Source organism: Fibrobacter sp. UBA2449 (assembly GCF_002342555.1).
Classification (GTDB): domain Bacteria; phylum Fibrobacterota; class Fibrobacteria; order Fibrobacterales; family Fibrobacteraceae; genus Fibrobacter.
Genome location: NZ_DDQF01000016.1, coordinates 61,376 through 80,368 on the forward strand (window position 1 = coordinate 61,376; position 18,993 = coordinate 80,368).

The following is an 18,993-nucleotide window of genomic DNA, read 5'->3' on the forward strand; positions in this document are numbered from 1 at the left end:
AATTTTAGTTCCAGGTTGCGGTTAATCGCAGTGTTATGCCCAAGGACGATTCACTGTCATCATAAACAGTATTTGCAAAACCAAAAAGAAGTGCCGCCGATGCTCCGATTCCCCAGTTGTCACTGACCCACCATTCCTTGCCACCGCCAACTTGAAAGCCGAACCCGGAGTTGACATCCGCAGGAGTGTTTGCGCTGGCGTTGACAGTGGCTTCGAATGTCCGCACGTCACTATTGGCATGGAACTGGCTTATTCCGAGAGAACCAGTGGCGAAAAAGTTACCGCCAAAATAATAGGTGACCCCCAAGCCGAGAAGGGACATGTTGGCTTTGATGTCGTCGTCGCCGTAGTAATCGTCGTCGCCTACGGTTCCTGTTTTCGTTGTTCCGGCAAGGGTCAAATGCAGGAGGGTGTTGTTGGCTATTCGTCCGCCTATTTTTACGTCGATGTCGGTGGCGGCTCCGGATTCGCTGAGGCTATGCAGATCATCCCCATCATCGGCAACGAAATGGATTGCCTGGTATCCCATGCCCAAAGCGAAACTCAGGAAAAACCCATCATGGGTTTTAGGCTCAGATGCTGCGAAGCTGAGTGCGGACGCAATGGCAACGATACAAAAAATGTTTTTCATTTATTCTCCTAGATTATTTTTGGATAAAATAAAGATAACTATCTATTGCCCCAAATCAAGGCTTTTTTTGTTGTTTTTTTTGAAAAAAAGTATGTGTTCTACGAATACATGACATCGGCACTTGTTTTTTTGTGGTCTTCTGTGCGGTAAAAGACCGATAATGCGATAAAGAACCGCATTGTGTTGAATGAGTTTACAATTCATTTCAAGCACTAATTCTATATTTCCCTCCGAAGAACAAGGAAACATTATGCAATTCCGTCCTGTAAAAGAACAGCTTGATATTTTGATGCGCGGCGTTATCGACGTCGTTCCGCAAGAAGAACTCGAAAAGAAACTCCAGAAGTCCTACGATACCGGGGTCCCGCTCCGTATCAAGATGGGTGTTGACCCGACAGCCCCGGACGTGCACTTCGGCCACACGGTCGTGATGCGCAAGCTCCGCCAGTTCCAGGACTTGGGACACACGGTTGTGCTCATTGTGGGTGACTACACTGCCCAGATTGGTGACCCGAGCGGCCGCAACAAAGCCCGCCCGCGCCTCACGCATGAACAGGTGCTCGAGAACGCGAAGGAATACCAGGAACAGTTCTTCAAGGTCGTCCGCCGCGACCAGGTGGAAATCCACTACAACGGCGAATGGTTCTCCAAGCTCCCGTTCAGCAAGGTGACCGAACTCATGGGCCAGTTCACTGTAGCCCAGATGCTTGAACGCGAAGACTTCCACAACCGCTACACGGCCAACACGCCCATCAGCCTGCACGAATTCATGTACCCGATGATGCAGGGCTACGATTCCGTCGCCATCCAGAGCGACGTGGAATTGGGCGGCACCGACCAGAAGTTCAACGTGTTGCGCGGTCGTGACCTCCAGATTTTCGAAGGCATGGAACCGCAGATCGGTCTCTTTATGCCGATTTTGCTCGGTACGGATGGCAAGGTCAAGATGAGTAAGTCCATCGGTAACTACGTGGGCCTCAACGAACCCGCCGACGTGATGTACCACAAGATTTACAGCCTCGCTGACAGCATCGTCGAGAACTGGTTCGAACTCCTGACGAACATTCCGCTTGCAGAAATCAAGCAGATGATGGCAGACATTGCCGCAGGCAAGATGAACCCGAATGATGCCAAGCACCGCCTCGCCATCGATATCGTGACGCAGTACTACGGTGCGGAGGCCGCCGAGGCCGCCGCCGCGAAGGAACGCGAAATCCACAGCGGTAACGCCATCCCGAGCGATGCTGCCGAATGCAGCGTGGCTCCCGGCACCTACGGAGCGCTCGACCTGCTTGTAGAAATCAAGGCCTTCGCCTCTAAGGGCGAAGCCCGCCGCATGGTCCAGAACGGCGGCGTGAAGGTTGCCGGCGAAAAGCTTGCAGACCCGCAGGCCCAGATTGAAATCAAGGGCGGCGATAATCTTGTCGTCCAGGTGGGCAAGCGCAAATTCTACAAGGTGAATTTCTAGGGAGAATTATGCCTCAGGAAACGTTGATTCTCGGTCTCAATCCCGCCTGGCAGCGCCTGTTCTTTGTGGACAAATTTACGCTGGGCGAAGTCCATCGTGTCTCGAAAGTCGAGGAATACGCTTCGGGCAAGGGAATCAACTGTGGACGCGTGCTGCAACTCCTGGGTGGTTCTCCGCTGATGATGCACTTCCTGGGCTCGGAATACGGTCCGCGCATTTTCGATGAAATTTCGGCTTGCGGAATCAACCAGGCTCCCGTGTGGATCAAGGAGCCGACCCGCATCTGCACGACAATCGTGAGCGAGGGCAGTTCAACCGAGCTGATTGAACCTTCCCCGATTATTACCCCGTCCGAGAATGACGACTTTATCCAGAGCCTCAACGAGTACTGGAATTCGACGCAGAGCGTGGCTTTGTGCGGCACATTCCCGCAGGGCTTTGATGTTACGCTGATAAATAATCTCGACTTCGCGGGCAAAAAGATTTACATCGATGCAATCGAGAATGTCGATGCCTGGCTTGCCAAGGGCGTCGAATTGCTGAAGATAAACTTGCAGGAGTATTGCAAGCTTCTTTCGCGTCTGGGAATTCCGCAGGTGATGTCTAGTCCGCAGTTCTGGAAGATGACGGCGACAGCCGTCCTGGAACGCCTCCCCATCAAGAACCTGGTGGTGACCGACGAGGAATCTCCGGTCCATGCGTTCAGGCTTGTGGAGAAGAAGTTCCAGGAACTGATTCTGCAGCCTACCACAATCGAGGTCCAGAACAATGTAGGGGCCGGCGATTCCTTCTTTGCGGGTTGGCTCTATGCCGACAGCATGGGGCTTGATTTCGAAGAATGCCTCGTGAAATCTACCGCGGTAGCCGTCGCTCGTTGCGAAGTCGAAAAACCCTGGATGCTTTCGCTCGAAAGGATTGCGGAACTCGAAGGCGAACTCAAGTCCGAAGTGGAAAGACTCGAGTAACGGGGGCTGCCATGAGCAAGACCCTCGTCGCGTTTGCATCCAAGCAAGAATTCAGCGCCCTGTTCCCGAAGATTTCGGCCGTCGTGGCGTCGTCTACGCCCCAGCCCCTGAACAGCGCTTTGGAATTGGCCGTCTGCGGGGTGGGCCTTCTTGATTTTTCCGTGAACCTTGCTCAGTTCCTTTCCCAGGGCAAGTATGACCGAGTTGTCCAGGTGGGCGTTTGCGGTGCGTATCCGGGCCGCGGTATCGGGGTGGGCGAGGTGGTCCGCGTCGATTCCGAAATCGTGGGTGATATCGGAGTTCAAACGCGAGAAGGGCATTTTGTTCCCTGGGGAGATGTTTCCGGTGCGACCGTTTCCTATAGGGGAGATTCTCCGCGGTTCTTGACGCTTCCCCTTGCGACGGTCCGTTCCGTTTCGGGCGTCACCGTCAACTGCTGCACGGGCACTGCCTACCTCGCTTCCCGCCGCTCCGCGCTTTTCGATGCCGATGTTGAGACCATGGAGGGGGCCGCCTGCTTTGCCGTATGCAAGCGTTTTGGCGTGAGTGGCTATCAGTTCCGTGCCGTGAGCAACATCGCTACCGACCGCGACACTTCCGCCTGGCGTATCCCCGAGGCGCTGAAAGCCCTCAAGGAGCAGGTCTTGGATAACCTTTAACCCGCCTCCCGCACCTCCCTTCATCTATCATCAATCATCCATTAACCATGCGTCTTTCCCTCGGCATCTCCACCTGTCCCAACGACACCTACATCTACGAAGCACTCGTCCGTGGTCTCGAAAAGTCCCCCTTTGAATGGGACGTGCATTTTGCCGATGTGCAGACCCTGAACGAGATGGTGTTGCGCGGCGAACTCGACGTGGCGAAGGTGAGCGCACAGGTCTATCCGAAGATTCGTGACCGCTACGTGTGCCTCGGGTGCGGTGGCGCCATCGGGTATGGCTGTGGCCCGCTCCTGCTCTCTTCGGGCTCCAGCACCTTCGACCCTGCACAGGAAACTGTCCTTCCCGGAGCAAATACGACGGCCGCGCTCCTGTTCCGCTTCTGGTTTTCGCGCGAATATGGCGACAAGTCTGGCCGTCTTGGCGTGTGTGCACCGCAGGTGCGTTACGCCCTTTTCAACGAGGTCTATTCCTCGCTGCTAGACAAGTCTGCGGCCCAGGGGGTCACCATTCATGAGCATCGCTTCACCTGGAAACGTGACGGACTTCACATGCTGCAGGATCTCGGTGCTTACTGGGAAGAGCATACTGGTTCGCCGATTCCGCTTGGAATAGCTGTATCTCGCCGCTCGCTTTCAGATGAAGTTGTAAGGAATGTCGAATGCGAAATTCGCCGAAGCCTGCTCGAGGCGCAAAATCGGATTGAGCTTGTGACTCCGTTCATCCGTGAAAAGGCGCAAATTTCCGACGAAAAGGTCATCGAGTCGCACATTCGGATGTTCGTCAACGACTTCTCCAGGGATGTGGGAGTGGACGGTCGCCGCGCCTTGGAATGCCTCTGGACGGCCTCAGAGTGTTGATAACCTGTTGACAAGCCAAAAAATCGTGTAATAATCCGTAAACGTAAAATTGTTTTTACAAAATAGCGAATTTTTGCGAAAAACTTTATTTATTTTCCAAAAAGCATCTTTTTAGGGAGTTCAACTATGAGCTTAGTCAACGACCTCGATCTCGAAGTGGAAAACTTCAAACGTGAGTACGAAAAGTTCGAACGCGGCAACAAGTCTGCCGGGACTCGTGCGCGCAAGGTTCTGCAGGACATCAAGAAGACCTGCCAGGAAATCCGCGTGTCGATCCAGGGCGCGAAGAAGGAGGAGGAAAAGTCGAACCTTCCCCCCGAGAATTGACGATTCTTGCCTTCCGTAACGGCTTAACTTCGCATTTTTAGGCTTTTTTTTGTCTATTTGGCAAAAAAACGTTTGACCGAAGCCCGTTATGAAGGTATATTCCCTCTTGGGTTTTTGAATTTGTCGATTCGGCAAACCTAAAACAAACGATTTTATGTGTTCTATGATTGGAGAAACGTAGCAGTATGACCCTAAAGAAACTGGTCTTCATTACGGCCGGGGCTTTGCTTCTTTCCGGAACCGCCATGGCAAGGATTATCAACGTGCCTGGCGAATTCCAGAAGATTGGCGACGCTCTCGGCAACGCCGATGCTGGCGATACCATCAAGGTAGCGCGCGGCACCTATAACGAAAACATCACTCTGGTGATGGGTGTGGTCTTGAAAGGCGAAGATCCGCTGACAACTATTATCGACGGTGGCCGTAATGGTCCGACTGTCATGGGAACCTCGGGCGCGGAAATGTCGCACTTCACTGTGAGGAACGGCCTTGAAGGTATTCTTTGTGAAAACGCTGCTCCTTACATTCACCACTGCTATGTGGTGGACAACCATGCTACGGGTATCGGTGCGTTCATTTCGCTCCCGCATCTCCGTAACAACGTGGTGTTCGGCAACCGCTGGTCCGGCATCCTCGCTTGGGGTGCTAAGTCCCTCGACGCCTTCATCGAGCACAACGTCGTGCTCCGCAACGGCTATTCGGGCCTTGCCCTGAAGGGACCGACGAACGTGATTGCCCGTAACAACATCTTCATGGAAAACCACTACTACGGTGTGTTCGCCGACCCGGCCGCCGGCCAGACGAAGGTGGAGTACAACAACATCTACAAGAACTACTACCCGTTCAACCAGTTCATCAAGGTGAACCGCACGAACGTTTCGCTCGATCCGAAGTTCATGAACCACTCCGCTTCGAAGCCGAACTACTACTGCCAGTCCACCTCGCCGATGCTGAAGCGCGGCAAGGGCAAACTGGATATCGGTCTTACTACGGTCGAGGTCGTGAAGGAAGAAGAACAGGTCGAGGAAACTCGTAACCCGGATACCGATGCCGATGGCCTCTGCGATCCGTGGGTTTCCGAAGATGGCGTTACGGATAAATACGCAAGTGTCTGCACGGGCGTCGACAACTGCCCCGAAGAAGCTGAAGACTTCGACGGTTACCAGGATGACGACGGCTGCCCGGATGCGGACAACGACCGCGACGGTCTCTGCGATCCGTGGGTCGAAGCCAAGGGCTTGCTCCCCAACTTTGCTCATGTGTGCAAGGGCGTTGACCTCTGCCCCGAACAGGCTGAAACTACGAACAGCTATAAGGATGAAGACGGATGCCCGGATGAAGTCCCGCAGCCGCCCAAGAAGGTGTTCGTTCTCGAAGGCGTGAACTTCGAATCCGGCAAGGCTACTATTACTCCTGATTCCCACATCTCCCTCATGAAGGTGGTGGACATCATGGAAACCTTTACCGAAGCTACATTCAAGATTGTCGGCCATACAGACAACGTTGGTTCCAAGGATAAGAACAAACAGCTTTCTGCAGACCGCGCCGCTGCCGTGAAGAACTTCCTCGTTGAAAACGGCATTTCCGAAAGTCGAATTGAGACCGAAGGTATGGGCGATGCCAAGCCGGTGGCCTCCAACAAAACCCCTGAAGGGCGTGCGCAGAACCGTCGTATCGAGTTCATCCGCACGGATATCAAGTAAAGGAGTAGGTGATGATGCATACTAGTTTCATCAAAACGTCAGTCCTCGGACTTACTGTGGCTGCGAGCTCTCTGTTTGCAGAAGCCACCTACGCTCCACACAAGTATCAGCAGAACGACTGGTTCGCCGAATTCGGCGGCAACACGTCCATGTACGTGAACCCGGCAAGCATTGCGGAAACTGACCAGCTCGAATTCAGTGCGGCTTTCTTCAGTTCCATCAGCGGTGAAGCGAGCCAGGAATACGTGAGCTTGACTTTCCCGATGGATTACAAGCATACGCTCGGTTTCTCCTTCTTCGAGAACGGTGCATCCATTGACGGAGGCAAGTCCTATGGCGAATATGCCTTCATGTTCGGCTACGCCTACAACTTGTTCCAGCTCGTCTCCTTGGGTGTCGACCTCTCCGTGCTCTATATCAACCAGTTCGATGATGTGAAGCAGTTGACTGTCGGTACCGATGTCGGTGTCAGCTTCAACCCGCTTGCTTCTTCGAAGCTTGGCTACCTCCTTATCGGTGTTGCCTTGCAGAATGTCGTTCAGCCGGGTGTTAGCACCGAGAACGGTGACGGCGGATTCTCGTTCGTTACTCCGGGATTCTTCGGTGCCGACCGCGATGATGCCTACATCATCCCGGCCAACCTGAACGTCTCCCTCTTCTATCGTGGCCTCAACAGGAGCCTCGAAGCGAAGATCGAATTCTCCTTCATCGATATCTTCCACAACGACGCGGAAGGTGGTGAAGGCTTCAACCTCGAAACAAGCTTCACCTTGACCTATTACCTCTCTCCGCACTTGGGCGTGCGTGGCCGCTTCACCAAGGAAGGCTACTTCGTCGCTGGAGCAACGGTGAATGTCAAGGACGTGAGCATCTTCCGTTACCTCTCTCTTGACCTCGAAATGTCGCACGACGACCTCTATGCCAAGAAGAACCGTGGCTTCATCTGGGCCGTGAAGATTACTTCTCGCTTCGGCGATACCCGTGAAGAGAAAATCGGTGAAGAACGTTACCGTCGCTTGAAGATCGAGCCTGAAAACGACTACCGCGCTGCAATGCGTCTGTACTTGAACCGTCAGTTCCTCGAAGCCGCTTATGCTTTCGGTAAGGTTCAGACCAAGTACCCGGCATTCCACTTGGTGGACCAGGCTGCGTTCTACAAGGCGAAGTCCTTCGAAAACCTCCGTATGCACAAGGCTGCAAAGTCCGTGTACGAAGACGCTATCAAGCGCTATCCGCAGAGTGACCAGAAGGCCAAGTACCACTTCCAGTTGATGAACATCGACTACAAGGAAGGCAAGTATACCGAAGCCATGGCCAAGTACCAGAACATCGCCCAGAAGTTCGGTGAAAGCGACGTGAAGGCTGACGCTGACTACATTGCCGGCCAGATCAAGTTCGAACAGGGTCTCTACCAGGAATCTGTTGACCTGCTCGCCGCCATCCTTCCGGGTAACGCGAACTACTTCTACGCCCGTTACACCATGGGTATCGCCTACAGCCGTCTCGGCAAGTGGGAAGAAGCTGAAAACTGCTTCCGCGACATTACCGAGCAGCAGTACTCCAACCAGTCCGAACAGGATTTGCAGGATGCCGCCCGTGTGAAGCTCGGCCACATCTACTTCTCTGGCGAAAAGGCTGACATTGCTGCCGCCGCTCAGATGTACGGACAGGTGCAGGCCGGATCCCCGGTGTATGACGAAGCGATGCTCGGCATTGCATGGTCCTTCCTCAAGGTGAACAAGCCCGATGAAGCGATGAAGCCGGCTCAGTGGATTATCTCTAACCTTCCGGAATCCTTCCTCGTGTCCGAAGCTTACCTCGTTCAGGGTTACTGCTACTTCATGAAGAAGGAATACAAGAAGGCCGCCGCTTCTCTCGAACAGGCCGAAAAGAAGACCGAAAAGCCCGCAGTCTCTGTTGCATCCCGCGACAGCGCCCGCCAGGCCTACGATGCCATGCAGGGTGAGTTCGACTCCGTGCAGGTCCAGGCTCTTGACCTTGCCCGCCAGTTGCCGACTCCGCGTGTGCAGAGCAAGCGCGAAGCCCTGCGTCCGACTTTCGACAAGGCGAACCAGGCTATCGAAGATTATGCAGCATTTACCCAAAGAGCTCTTCAGAGTGACCGCTTCGAATCTAACCGTAAGCGCATCCTCGAAGACGCCGGCTTCACTCTCGCTACTGTGAGGACCAAGATGGGTCAGGGTGAAACTTCGTCCGAAGCTGCTCAGGAACTTGAAGAATTGGAGGACCTGGAGTAATCCGGGGCCTCCCCTTTTTTATGAATATATAGGTGGATAGAGAACGATGAAAAAAATCATTCTTGTCGCGGCAGTTGTGTGCTCCTTTATTGGAACTTCCTTTGCCGCATCGGATCCTTGCAAGGAAAAGACTAGCGAAGCGAAAAAAATGCTTGCCAAGTGCAAGTCCATCGGAAAGGGCAAATCTGGTTATGAACAGTGCGCCAATTCCTATAAGGTCATCAAGAACCAGGCTGAACAGGCTTGCCGTTCTGGTGGTCTCGACGAAGAGGGTATGAAAAAGGCTATTGCCCAGTGGGAAAAGCTTGCCAAGGGCGAAACCTGTAAGGGCAAGCTTTCTGACCGCTGTGCTGGCGCCCTCCAGCAACTGGGTCACTACCAGTTCATGCTCGAAGAAAAGCAGTTCTTGGACATCCAGGCCCAGTACGAAGAAGATGTTGCCTGGTGTGCCGACCGCGATAACAAGCCGGCCAAGTGCGCCAACATCAGCCAGTATCCGAAGGCCGATCACCAGAAGGCTCTGGGATACTTCCTCGAGTACATCGACAAGTACCCGAAGGCCCCGAAGATTCCGGTGGTGCTCTACCAGGCAGCTGCCGTGCAGGAAGCGAGTGGCGAAGACGCGAAGGCTTTCAAGCTTCGTGAACGCCTCGTCAAGAACTTCCCGAACGACGGTCTCGTGCCGAAGGCTTGGCTCCGTATCGCTGAATACCACTTCATGAACCGCAAGTTCAAGGACGCTATCGCCGCCTACAAGAAGGTGACTGGCTTCGAGAACCTCACCGGTAAGGAAGCGGCCCTCGCCATGTACCACTTGGCTGAATCCTACTACAATATTGCCGAATACGAAACTGCTGCTTACAAGTACTACGAATACATCATCGGTGCCGACAAGGGTAAATATCCTAACGACCTCCGCGCCGAAGCTATGGACTTCATGGCGGCCTCCTTCTCTGACTTGGAAGGTGGTGGTGTCGCCGAGGCCGAATCCTTCCTCAAGGACAAGAAGGTTCCGTTCAAGGATTCCGTGTACTACCGCATCGGTATGAAGAACAAGGATCATGACCGTAACGAAGAAGCGGTCCAGTCCTTCAAGCGCTTGATGCAGATTAACCCGGACTACATCGATGCTCCGCTTGCCGATATTGCCATGATCGAAATCTTGCTCGTGCAGCAGAAGTTCGACGAAGCCCAGCAGTACCGTTACGTTGTGGTGAAGCGCTACGACAAGAATTCCTCTTGGCGCAAGAAGAACACCAAGTATAAGGAATCCGTCGCGAACGCCGACAAGGCCATCCGTGGCGCTATGCTCGAAATTCCGCACTACCATCACCAGCAGGCCGCGAAAATCACCAAGGAAGGTGATATCGAGGGCGGTAAGAAGCGCTATGCAGAAGCTATCAAGGCTTACGAAGCATTCTTGACCCGTTACAAGAACGAGCCGACGTGGGATGAATACACCGTGCATATCGACCTCGCTGCCGCCTACCAGGAAATGGGCCAGCATGCGAACGCCGCCAAGATGTTCAACTGGATCGTCGATACCGATACGACTCGCTATGGTCGCCGCGCACTCGGTTCTGCAGCGCTCCTGAAGAAGGAAGAAGCTGCGTACAACGCCGTTCTTATGATGGACCAGGCTCGCGAAGAGGCCTTGAAGACCAAGGCTCAGGGCGATACGGTCAAGGCTTACAGCCTCCCCGAAACGAAGGCGTACTTCGCCCAGGTGGACAAGTACATGCAGAAGTTCGGTCAGAACAAGGAAGCTGCTGAACTTGCCTACAACGCTGCTCTCGTCCATTACAATGCAAAGCAGTTCTCTGTTGCGGTTAACGTTCTCCGTGAACTTCGTACGAAGTATCCGAACCACCAGTACATCCTGCTCATCAGCCAGATGCTTGCCAAGTCCCTCCTGGAATCCAACCAGCTTGACGAAGCCCTTAAGGAATTCGAATGGCTGTTGAAGCAGTACACGCAGGTGAAGGCCACCAAGAACGACTCGATGGCCAAGGAAACCGAGAAGGCTATTGCATTCGTGCTCTACCAGATGGCAGAAAAGTCCGTGAAGGAAGGCCAGTACGAGAAAGGCGCTAACGCTTACCTTGCTCTCGTGAAGCGCTACCCGAAGGTCGAAATTGCCGACAAGGCCATCTTCGAAGCCGCTGCCGCATACGAAAGTGCAAACCAGTACACCAAGGCTGCAGAAACCTTCATGATTTTGCCTAAGCAGTATGCCGGCTCTCCCTTGACTATCAAGGGTGTGCTCCGTGCCGCTTCCGCCTACAAGAAGGATAACAAGCCGCAGCTTGCCGCAACGACGTTCCTCTTCATCACGAACAACTTCCCGCAGGATTCCATGGCCTTCCAGGCTATCGGCTTTGCTGCTGCCGTGTATGATTCCATCCCGGATAAGAAGAATGCCGCTGTCACTTATGAACTTGCCTACAAGCGCTACCCGAAGAACGAGAAGACACCGAGCTTCCTCTACAGTGCCTGCTTGAGCTACGACGAAGCGAAGATGACCGACGAGGCTATCCGCTGCTCCAAGGATCTCGTGCGTGATTATCCGAAGAGCACCTACGCTCTCGATGCTGCGTTCTCCATCCCGATGGCCTACGCGAATGCTAAGAAGTGGGATCTCGCCGCTTCCGAATACCATAACTTCATCAAGATGTACCAGGAAGACAAGGAAAAGCTGATTGCCGCTTACATCGGTGCAGCCCGTGCCTACATGGAACTCAAGGAAGAAGACAAGGCTATTGCCGACTACGAACAGACCCTCAAGAACTACGACAAGTTCGGTCTCCAGATCAAGAACGCTGACCCGGGCGTCCCGGCCGAAGCCGCCTTCTACATGGGCGAACACGAGTTCCACAAGATGGACCCGATCGTGCTGAAGGGTAAGGAAAAGGATAAGGCGAAGATCGTTAAGCAGTTGGTCGAAATCCTCCAGAAGGCGATGGGCCACTACTCCAAGTCTGCTGCCTACGCATCTGAAAAGTGGACCTTCCGTTCTACCAATAAGATGGGTATGCTCTTCGTGACCATGGCCGCCAAGATTCGCGAACAGGAAATGAATGCTAAGAAGGAAGACGAAAAGTTTGCCGAACGTATTACTATCGTGCAGCAGCTGCCGAGCTACTACGAACAGGCCCGTCCGATTTTCCAGAAGAACATCGACCTTGCCCGCGACCAGGGCTTCTACAACAAGGACGTGATCGAGGCCGAAGAAGGCTATATCGAGATGTTCTACCAGGGTTGTGCCGTGTTTGTCGAAGTGGCTGACGCCTTCGCGAATGCACCTCTTCCGGATAGTGCGCAGATTGTTGCTTACTACGTTGCGGAAGAAGGCATGACCAAGGAAGACGCTATGGAAGCCGTGCACGAAGACCAGGAGGCCTACCGTGAGGAATTGGCCAACAAGTCCGATGCTTCCAAGCAGCTCGCTATTCCGCAGTGCGCTACGGGTATCAAGGCTTCCGCCCACTACGGTATCGACAACCAGTGGACTGCAAAGTTGTTCGAAACCCTGCGCAGTTTGGACGAGGCTAACGAGGTTCTTGCAACAAAGATCGAGAAATTCGACCCGTCTACGCTGTTCTCTGACCCGGCGTACTTCAAGACTAAGGCTCGTATCGAACAGATTTCGAAGTCCGAAGTCATGACTCCGGAAGAAAGGATCAACACTTTCCGCGAAATCATCAAGGATGCGAAGGCTGAGGCCGAAAAGCTCCGTGCTGAACTCGCCGACCTCCAGAAGCAGATTGCTTCGGGCGTTTCCGCACCGGCTTCTGAACCCGAACCTTCGATGTCTGAACCCGAACCGGAACCGGAAGCAGCTCCCGCTGCTCCCGCCAAGAAGAAGGGTGGTAAGAAGAAGGGTAAGAAGAAATAGCGGTAAAATCTATTTTACGGGGGACCTCGTTCATGGGTTCCCCCCTATTATTTGGGTTTTTTAGGGGGTGAAATGGTAGTAAATATAATTTTACCCGTTTTACCCTCCTAAATTGCTCTAAAAAAAATAAATATGAACAAAGATTTCAAAAAACAAAAACAACAAACAACACTCTAAAGGAGTACTCTAATGTCTAAAATGCTTCAATCCTTCAGCCCTGAATCCGATGGTTGGCAGTTCATGTGGATCATCCTGGCTGTGTTCATCATCGGCCTCGGTATCTCCATCGAACGTATCATCTACATCATGGTGAAGAGCTCCAAGGGCCGCGCCAAGTTCCTCGCTGATTTCGGTAAGCTCATCTCTTCTCAGCAGTTTGACCAGGCTCTGAGCCTTGCCAATGCGACCAACCTCCCGGTTGCCCGCATCATGTCTGCGATCGTTTCTAACCGCGCCGGTGGCCGTGAAGGCATGCAGGCTGCTTGCGATGCAGTGTTCCTGACTGAAGCTCCGCGTCTGACTCGTTACATTAGCCTTGTTTCCGTGATGGCATCCATCTCCACGTTGCTCGGACTTATGGGTACGATTTACGGTCTGATCTACACCTTCGACGCTGTGGCTAACAAACCCGCTTCTGAACGTGCCAAGGCTCTTTCCGACGGTATCGCTATCGCTATGGGTACGACGCTTGAAGGACTTCTCTCCGCAGTGCCTCTCCTGGTCATTGTGGGCTTCCTCAACATGAACTCTGAACGCCTTATCCAGGAAATGGAAGAAAAGGGCCTCAAGATTATCAACTCCCTTTGCTAATCACTAATAAAAGTTAGTTTTTAAATGGAGTTTTAAAACATGGCAAAAGAAGTCAAGAAACCAGCAAAGCCTGAAGAACCGGACCTGTTGCCGGCGATGGGCTTGTTCACCATCCTGATTCCTATGCTTTTGTCCATGGCTGCTTTCTCTAAGCTGGCAATCGTCCAGGTCAACCTGCCCGAACGCAGTATGATGACCAACACTGACGAACAGCAAGAACCGGACCAGCAGGCATTGAACCTGTCGCTCGGCATCACGAACGATTATCTCGTGATTGGTGCCCGTGGCGGTTTCCAGCCGAACGTCTATTTCAAGGAAATGTGGACGTTCCGCTGCAAGTCCGATGCCAAGCTGATTACGCATGCCGTTGAAGATGTCAAGGCTGCGGTAGAAAGTGGGCATGGCCCGAAATGCAAGGATGGTAGCGAGATGGATAAAGAGAAGTATCTCTATGAAATCGAAGCTATCGAACTTTGGGCTATTCACAAGGAATCCGAAGAAGATCCGGGCCGCGTGATGTGGGCTCTCTACACGAACGGCGGAACGGCCGAAGAACCGATCGCCGACAGTGCCTATGTCAACGGCAACAACGACTTCCTCTCGCTTCCGGGCGAAGGCCCCATGGGGCTCACTCCTCCGCCGGCTTTGAAGAAGCCTGCTGCCGGAACAGCCCTTGCGACCCTTACCCCGAACTCTGCACGTCAGCTGAAACCTGATGTTGCGGCTAAGAATCTCATCTACCCGCTCTCGGCTTACGACCTGATCGCTAAGGATCTGATCGCAATCCATACACAGTTCATTGACCTGGAAGACGTCGACAACATCATTATCGTGGCTAACTACGATACGCAGTTCGACAAGATCATCCAGCTCATGGACCGTTCTAAGGAAGCGGGCTTCAGCAAGATCAACCTTGCGCTCTTGGGAGGTTAATCATGGCTAGAAGAACTCGTAAATACGCAGACGACGTCCCGTTCTCGATTACCTCGATGATGGACATGATGACCATCATCCTGGTGTTCATGATCAAGAACATGGACGCTGAAGGTCAGCTTTTGACCCAGGCCGAGAACCTGATTCTTCCGATCTCCACGTCCAAGCTCCAGCCGACTGAAGTTTCCTTGACCATCGTTATCGATGCGAACAATGTCGTGGTCGATAATGAAAAGGTTGTGGCAACTTCGGACGTGAACGAACAGGAAGACCTTTGTGTTCAGCCTGTGCTCTCAACACTCTACCAGAAGCGCAAAGCTGAAGTGGATCAGCGCTTGCGTCAGGGCCAGCCCGCCGACGAAGCCGGAAGCGTGGTTGTCCAGATTGACAAGAACATCCCTTACAACGTGATGTATAAGGTGATGGCTACCTGCGGTATCGCCGGTGTGCCGTCCTGCACCTCTTCCGAAGGCGAAGCCGGTTACGAGAAGATGAGTGGCTATACGAACGTTTCCTTTGCTGTTATGGAAAAGAACGGAGGGGAGGAATAATCTATGGCTAAGAAAAATACTCCTGTAGATCCGTTAGTTGCATCTTTGATGCCGGAATCCGACAAGAAGATGGGCGCCATTGCTGGCGGTTCCGTGCTTGTCGCTCTCGCCCTTTCTTTCTGGGCTTCCATGTACGAAGCGGTCGTTGATGAAGTTATCTTCGACACTTCGGAAGGTCCGGACCTGACTGCTTCTATGTCCATGGACGAGAAGAAGGAAGAAAAGAAGGAAGAGAAGAAGAAGGAAGAACCCAAGAAGCCTCGTAAGAAGGCCGGTGGCGGTGGTAAGCCGCGTGGTAAGGGCCAGCCGAACGCTCCGCAGACTCGCGGCGTGCTCAAGCTCCTTACTGCCCAGACCAAGACTGCCAGTGCTGCTGCTTACGACCTCATGAAGAACCAGAAGTTCACCAAGGACATCGACAAGGTTCTTAAGGACGTGGCTGGCCTCCAGACGACGGGTAAGACCGTTCTCGGTGGTCGTCGCGGTAAGGCTGATGGCGGCTTCAACGAAGGTTATGCCGAAGGTGGCGCCGGTGGTATCGGCGACGGCCTTGCAGGCCTCTTCGGTGGCGGCGGTGGCGGTATCGCTACTAAGGCCAAGGGTAACATCAAGACCCCGTCTGCTCGTGATATCGACATGGGTGCCGGTGGCGGATCCCGTTCCGCTGCGGACATCATGAAGGTCGTGCGCCAGCGTACTCCGGGTCTGCGTCACATCTATAACAAGTTCCTGAAGAAGAAACCGGGATTCCAGGGTAAGGTTACCTTGAAGTTCACGATCGCTCCGGGTGGCGAAGTTATCAGTATTTCCATTGTGTCTTCCACCACCGGTTACGGCGAATTTGATGCTCAGGTCAAGAGCGCTGTCAGTAGGTGGACGTTCAGCAAGGTCAAGTCTGGTAACACGACTGTGACGATTCCGTTTACCTTCACCGAATAATCCGTATTTGGCTGAAAAAAGGACCAAGCCCAAAAAGCTTGGTCTTTTTTTATTTTTCTATTGCGTTTTTGATTATTTTAATCTAACTTTATACTAGAATTTTTAATAGGAGTCCTCAAATGAAGTTGAGATCTGCAATTGCCGTTGGAACAGCTTTTGGCATTCTCGGGGTCGGTTCTGCTTTTGCAACCTTCGCCCGTATCGAATCCATGGGCAAAAATACCACGTACATCATGGATGATGTGAGCATTTTTGACAACCCTGCAAACATCAATCTCTACCCGAATTACTTGATCGGTGAATTCGGTCCTTACACGCAGGATGTCCCTGCCGGTACGAACCAGGACCCGATGTTCCCGAACTTCGGCGGCATCTTCTCGCTCTCCCTCGGTGACGAGAATAATCCGGATCCGCGTCTCTCCATCGGCGGTCTCTTCGGACGAATCAATAATGAACTCGCTCGCTTCTTGCCGACATACGTGATTGGCGAGAATGCCCGCGTGATTTCCAGGGTCCCTGAAACGGTGACGAACTTCGATGGCTTCCTCGGTGGTACGCTTTCTAGCGGAGACGCCTGGGGCTTGCACGTTTACATCGCGCATCAGGATGGCGGTACTGAGACCCCGAGCGGCCTCTACCAGGTCGATGACAACGCCTACGCTTCCATCGTGCAGGCCGACGCAGGCTTGAACATGCAGTTCGGTGGCAACATCGATTTCGAGTTCTCCTTCGCTCTTGCCCGAATCCAGTTCGGTCCGGACCACAAGAACTTCTTCGATGACGGCGACTTTAGCTTCCTCGTCAAGTCCCGTGCATTCTTCACTCTCGAAGCGATTGACGGCGAACTCGTTCCGGCCCTCTCCGCGAATTTCATCGAGGCCCCGGGCATCGACAACAAGCATGCGCAGGTCGGTGTCGGTATCAACGTCGCCCTCGACCGTGGTTTCTTCTGGTTGGGCGCCGACTTCATCTGGGATCAGCTGAAGGCTCACGACTGGACCTACAACTATGCAACGGGTGAATCTACCTACAACTCCCAGAACAACGACGATCCGGCTTGGGACAAGCGCCGTGACATCGGCGGCATGATCAGCTTCGGTATCGAACGTAACATCTGGTGGGATTGGTTCGTGATTCGCGTGGGTGGCCAGAAGTCTATCCTCTACACGAGCTGCGACCAGCACGACAAGAACAAGGGCAAGAACGGCGTCTGCAACGACGACGGCAACTTCTTCAGCACGAACCCGCTTGCTGATGGCACTGCCGACGACCACGTGGGCTTTGGCTTCGGTATCAACATCGAAGAGAAGCTGAAGATCGACGTGACGGTTGCCGAAGACCTCCTCTTCAGGAACCCGTTCCAGGGCGAAGGCCGCATCTTCTCCAGAATTTCTGCGACTTACTCCTTCTAGTCGAGAACGGACAAGCTATTGAGGAACGCCCTCTTTTGGAGGGCGTTTCTTTTTATTTTTAGGACATGAAAAGAGTCATATACCTTTTGGTCGCCTTGCTCCTTGTCGGCTGTTCCGAACGGACCGACCGCATTGAGAACAAATTAAACACCTATGTGCAGGAAGACTTGAAGTTCATCGTCGCACAGACAATCCATGCTTCTGGAGATAGGAGCGGCATCTTGGATACCCCTTATTATCGCATCAAGGATTTTAGGCTTTTCCAGGGTGACACGGCCGCTATTTATTCGGCATATGCCGAGGTGGACTTCTTCATTTATCAGGACATCCAGATGCACGAGAAGCGCAAGTACCGCTACGACGCCCATGCTAGGCAGTGGGACCGCTATTTCAAGGCGCTTAAATTCGGGCAGGATTCCTTGGATCGCAAGGAAAAGCAGAAATAAAAGTTTTATATTTTCGCTTGTAAGGATTCACCTTTTCAAAGGACCATATTTTGTTCGGACTCTTCTCCTGTGATATCGGTATCGACCTGGGTACGGCGAACACGCTCGTTCACGTGGCAGGCCAGGGCATTGTCATTAACGAACCCACGGTGATTGCCGTGGACAGCAAGAACAATCGCGTGTCGGCGATTGGTTTCGAAGCGAAAAAGATGCTCGGCAGGACCCCGGGCGAGACGCGCGCCGTGCGCCCCATGCGCGATGGCGTGATTGCGGATTTTGAACTGGTGGAAACCTTGCTCCAGACATTCATCAAGCGCGTGCAGAAGTACCCGCTGTGGATGGTAAAACCCCGTGTGGTGGTCGGTGTGCCGAGCGGTATCACCGAAGTGGAAAAGCGCGCCGTGATCGATGCTGCGAAGCAGGCGGGTGCAAAGGAAGTTCACCTGGTGCATGAACCGATGGCTGCAGCTGTCGGTATGGGCATCCCGGTGGAAGACCCTGTGGGAAACATGATTGTGGATATTGGCGGTGGAACTTCCGATATCGCGGTTATCGCACTGAACGGCACGGTTTGCAACGCATCCGTGCGTGTGGGCGGTGACGAGATGGACGAGGCGATTGTCCGCTACCTGCGCACCATGTACAACCTCCATGTGGGCGAGAGCACTGCCGAACAGATCAAGATCCAGATCGGTTCTGCAAGCCCGCTTGAAGAGGAACTTTCGATGGAAGTCAAGGGCCACGACTTTATCGCCGGTATGCCGCGCACGATGACGATTTCGAGCACGGAAATCCGCGAGGCCTTGAACGAGCCCGTTACGGCCATTATCGAAGCCGTGAAGCAGGCTTTGAGCATTACGCCTGCCGAACTTTCTGCGGATATCTACGACAAGGGCATCATCATGACGGGTGGCGGATCCCAGCTGCGCGGCTTTGACGAACGAATCCGCAAGGAAACGGGACTCTCCGTGAACGTGATCGATGAAGCCCTGGTGTGCGTCTGCAAGGGCGCTGCCCGCATCCTCGAGGATTTGGACAAGTACCGCCCGGTGCTGATTGCATCTTCCAACTAGCGGGGTGATTGTCGGGTCCGATGCTCAGGGCTTTCCGCTTTATAGTCGAACTTTTTACCC

16 protein-coding genes are annotated in these 18,993 nt (G+C 53.3%); 15 read left to right on the forward strand and 1 reads right to left on the reverse strand.

Going from position 1 to position 18,993, the window contains the following annotated elements; genetic code table 11:
• Positions 1-4 precede the first annotated feature (4 nt).
• Positions 5-631 (reverse strand): outer membrane beta-barrel protein, encoded by a 627-nt coding sequence (locus B4B27_RS10295; RefSeq protein ID WP_173382856.1) that lies wholly within the window; start codon positions 629-631, stop codon positions 5-7.
• Positions 632-881: 250 nt separating this feature from the next.
• On the opposite strand from B4B27_RS10295, the gene tyrS reads away from it, so the two are divergent.
• The 15 genes from tyrS (at position 882) to B4B27_RS10370 (ending at position 18,933) form a co-directional block, all read left to right on the forward strand.
• Positions 882-2,099, forward strand: a complete 1,218-nt coding sequence (gene tyrS / locus B4B27_RS10300) for a tyrosine--tRNA ligase (protein ID WP_290726233.1) — start codon at positions 882-884, stop codon at positions 2,097-2,099.
• An 8-nt stretch (positions 2,100-2,107) separates the two neighbouring features.
• The gene (locus B4B27_RS10305; RefSeq protein WP_173381881.1) at positions 2,108-3,064 is read left to right on the forward strand and encodes a 1-phosphofructokinase family hexose kinase; all 957 of its coding nucleotides are present in this window, start codon (positions 2,108-2,110) and stop codon (positions 3,062-3,064) included.
• Positions 3,065-3,075: 11 nt separating this feature from the next.
• Positions 3,076-3,723 carry a futalosine hydrolase gene (gene mqnB / locus B4B27_RS10310; RefSeq protein WP_173381880.1) on the forward strand — a complete coding sequence of 216 codons (648 nt, stop codon included), beginning with the start codon at positions 3,076-3,078 and terminating at the stop codon, positions 3,721-3,723.
• A 47-nt stretch (positions 3,724-3,770) separates the two neighbouring features.
• Entirely contained in the window at positions 3,771-4,586 is an 816-nt protein-coding gene (locus tag B4B27_RS10315; RefSeq protein WP_290726237.1) for a 1,4-dihydroxy-6-naphthoate synthase, read from the forward strand.
• A gap of 126 nt (positions 4,587-4,712) precedes the next feature.
• On the forward strand, positions 4,713-4,913 hold the full coding sequence (locus tag B4B27_RS10320) for a hypothetical protein (protein ID WP_173366609.1): 201 nt from the start codon (positions 4,713-4,715) through the stop codon (positions 4,911-4,913).
• 185 nt (positions 4,914-5,098) lie between these two features.
• A complete protein-coding gene (locus B4B27_RS10325; RefSeq protein WP_290726240.1) occupies positions 5,099-6,616 on the forward strand; it encodes an OmpA family protein in 1,518 nt (505 codons plus the stop codon).
• Between the two features lie 11 nt (positions 6,617-6,627).
• Positions 6,628-8,874 carry a tetratricopeptide repeat protein gene (locus B4B27_RS10330; protein WP_173381877.1) on the forward strand — a complete coding sequence of 749 codons (2,247 nt, stop codon included), beginning with the start codon at positions 6,628-6,630 and terminating at the stop codon, positions 8,872-8,874.
• Positions 8,875-8,920: 46 nt separating this feature from the next.
• The gene (locus B4B27_RS10335) at positions 8,921-12,769 is read left to right on the forward strand and encodes a tetratricopeptide repeat protein (protein WP_290726243.1); all 3,849 of its coding nucleotides are present in this window, start codon (positions 8,921-8,923) and stop codon (positions 12,767-12,769) included.
• A gap of 189 nt (positions 12,770-12,958) precedes the next feature.
• The gene (locus B4B27_RS10340; RefSeq protein ID WP_173365556.1) at positions 12,959-13,579 is read left to right on the forward strand and encodes a MotA/TolQ/ExbB proton channel family protein; all 621 of its coding nucleotides are present in this window, start codon (positions 12,959-12,961) and stop codon (positions 13,577-13,579) included.
• 39 nt (positions 13,580-13,618) lie between these two features.
• The gene (locus tag B4B27_RS10345; protein ID WP_173381876.1) at positions 13,619-14,512 is read left to right on the forward strand and encodes a biopolymer transporter ExbD; all 894 of its coding nucleotides are present in this window, start codon (positions 13,619-13,621) and stop codon (positions 14,510-14,512) included.
• A 2-nt stretch (positions 14,513-14,514) separates the two neighbouring features.
• Positions 14,515-15,063 carry an ExbD/TolR family protein gene (locus B4B27_RS10350; RefSeq protein WP_290726247.1) on the forward strand — a complete coding sequence of 183 codons (549 nt, stop codon included), beginning with the start codon at positions 14,515-14,517 and terminating at the stop codon, positions 15,061-15,063.
• Positions 15,064-15,066: 3 nt separating this feature from the next.
• Positions 15,067-16,002: an AgmX/PglI C-terminal domain-containing protein gene (locus B4B27_RS10355; protein ID WP_290726249.1), complete on the forward strand. Its 936-nt coding sequence runs from the start codon at positions 15,067-15,069 to the stop codon at positions 16,000-16,002.
• 119 nt (positions 16,003-16,121) lie between these two features.
• A complete protein-coding gene (locus B4B27_RS10360; protein ID WP_173365560.1) occupies positions 16,122-17,414 on the forward strand; it encodes a hypothetical protein in 1,293 nt (430 codons plus the stop codon).
• A 65-nt stretch (positions 17,415-17,479) separates the two neighbouring features.
• Positions 17,480-17,860: a hypothetical protein gene (locus tag B4B27_RS10365; protein WP_290726252.1), complete on the forward strand. Its 381-nt coding sequence runs from the start codon at positions 17,480-17,482 to the stop codon at positions 17,858-17,860.
• A 50-nt stretch (positions 17,861-17,910) separates the two neighbouring features.
• Entirely contained in the window at positions 17,911-18,933 is a 1,023-nt protein-coding gene (locus tag B4B27_RS10370) for a rod shape-determining protein (RefSeq protein WP_173365562.1), read from the forward strand.
• Positions 18,934-18,993: the final 60 nt, after the last annotated feature.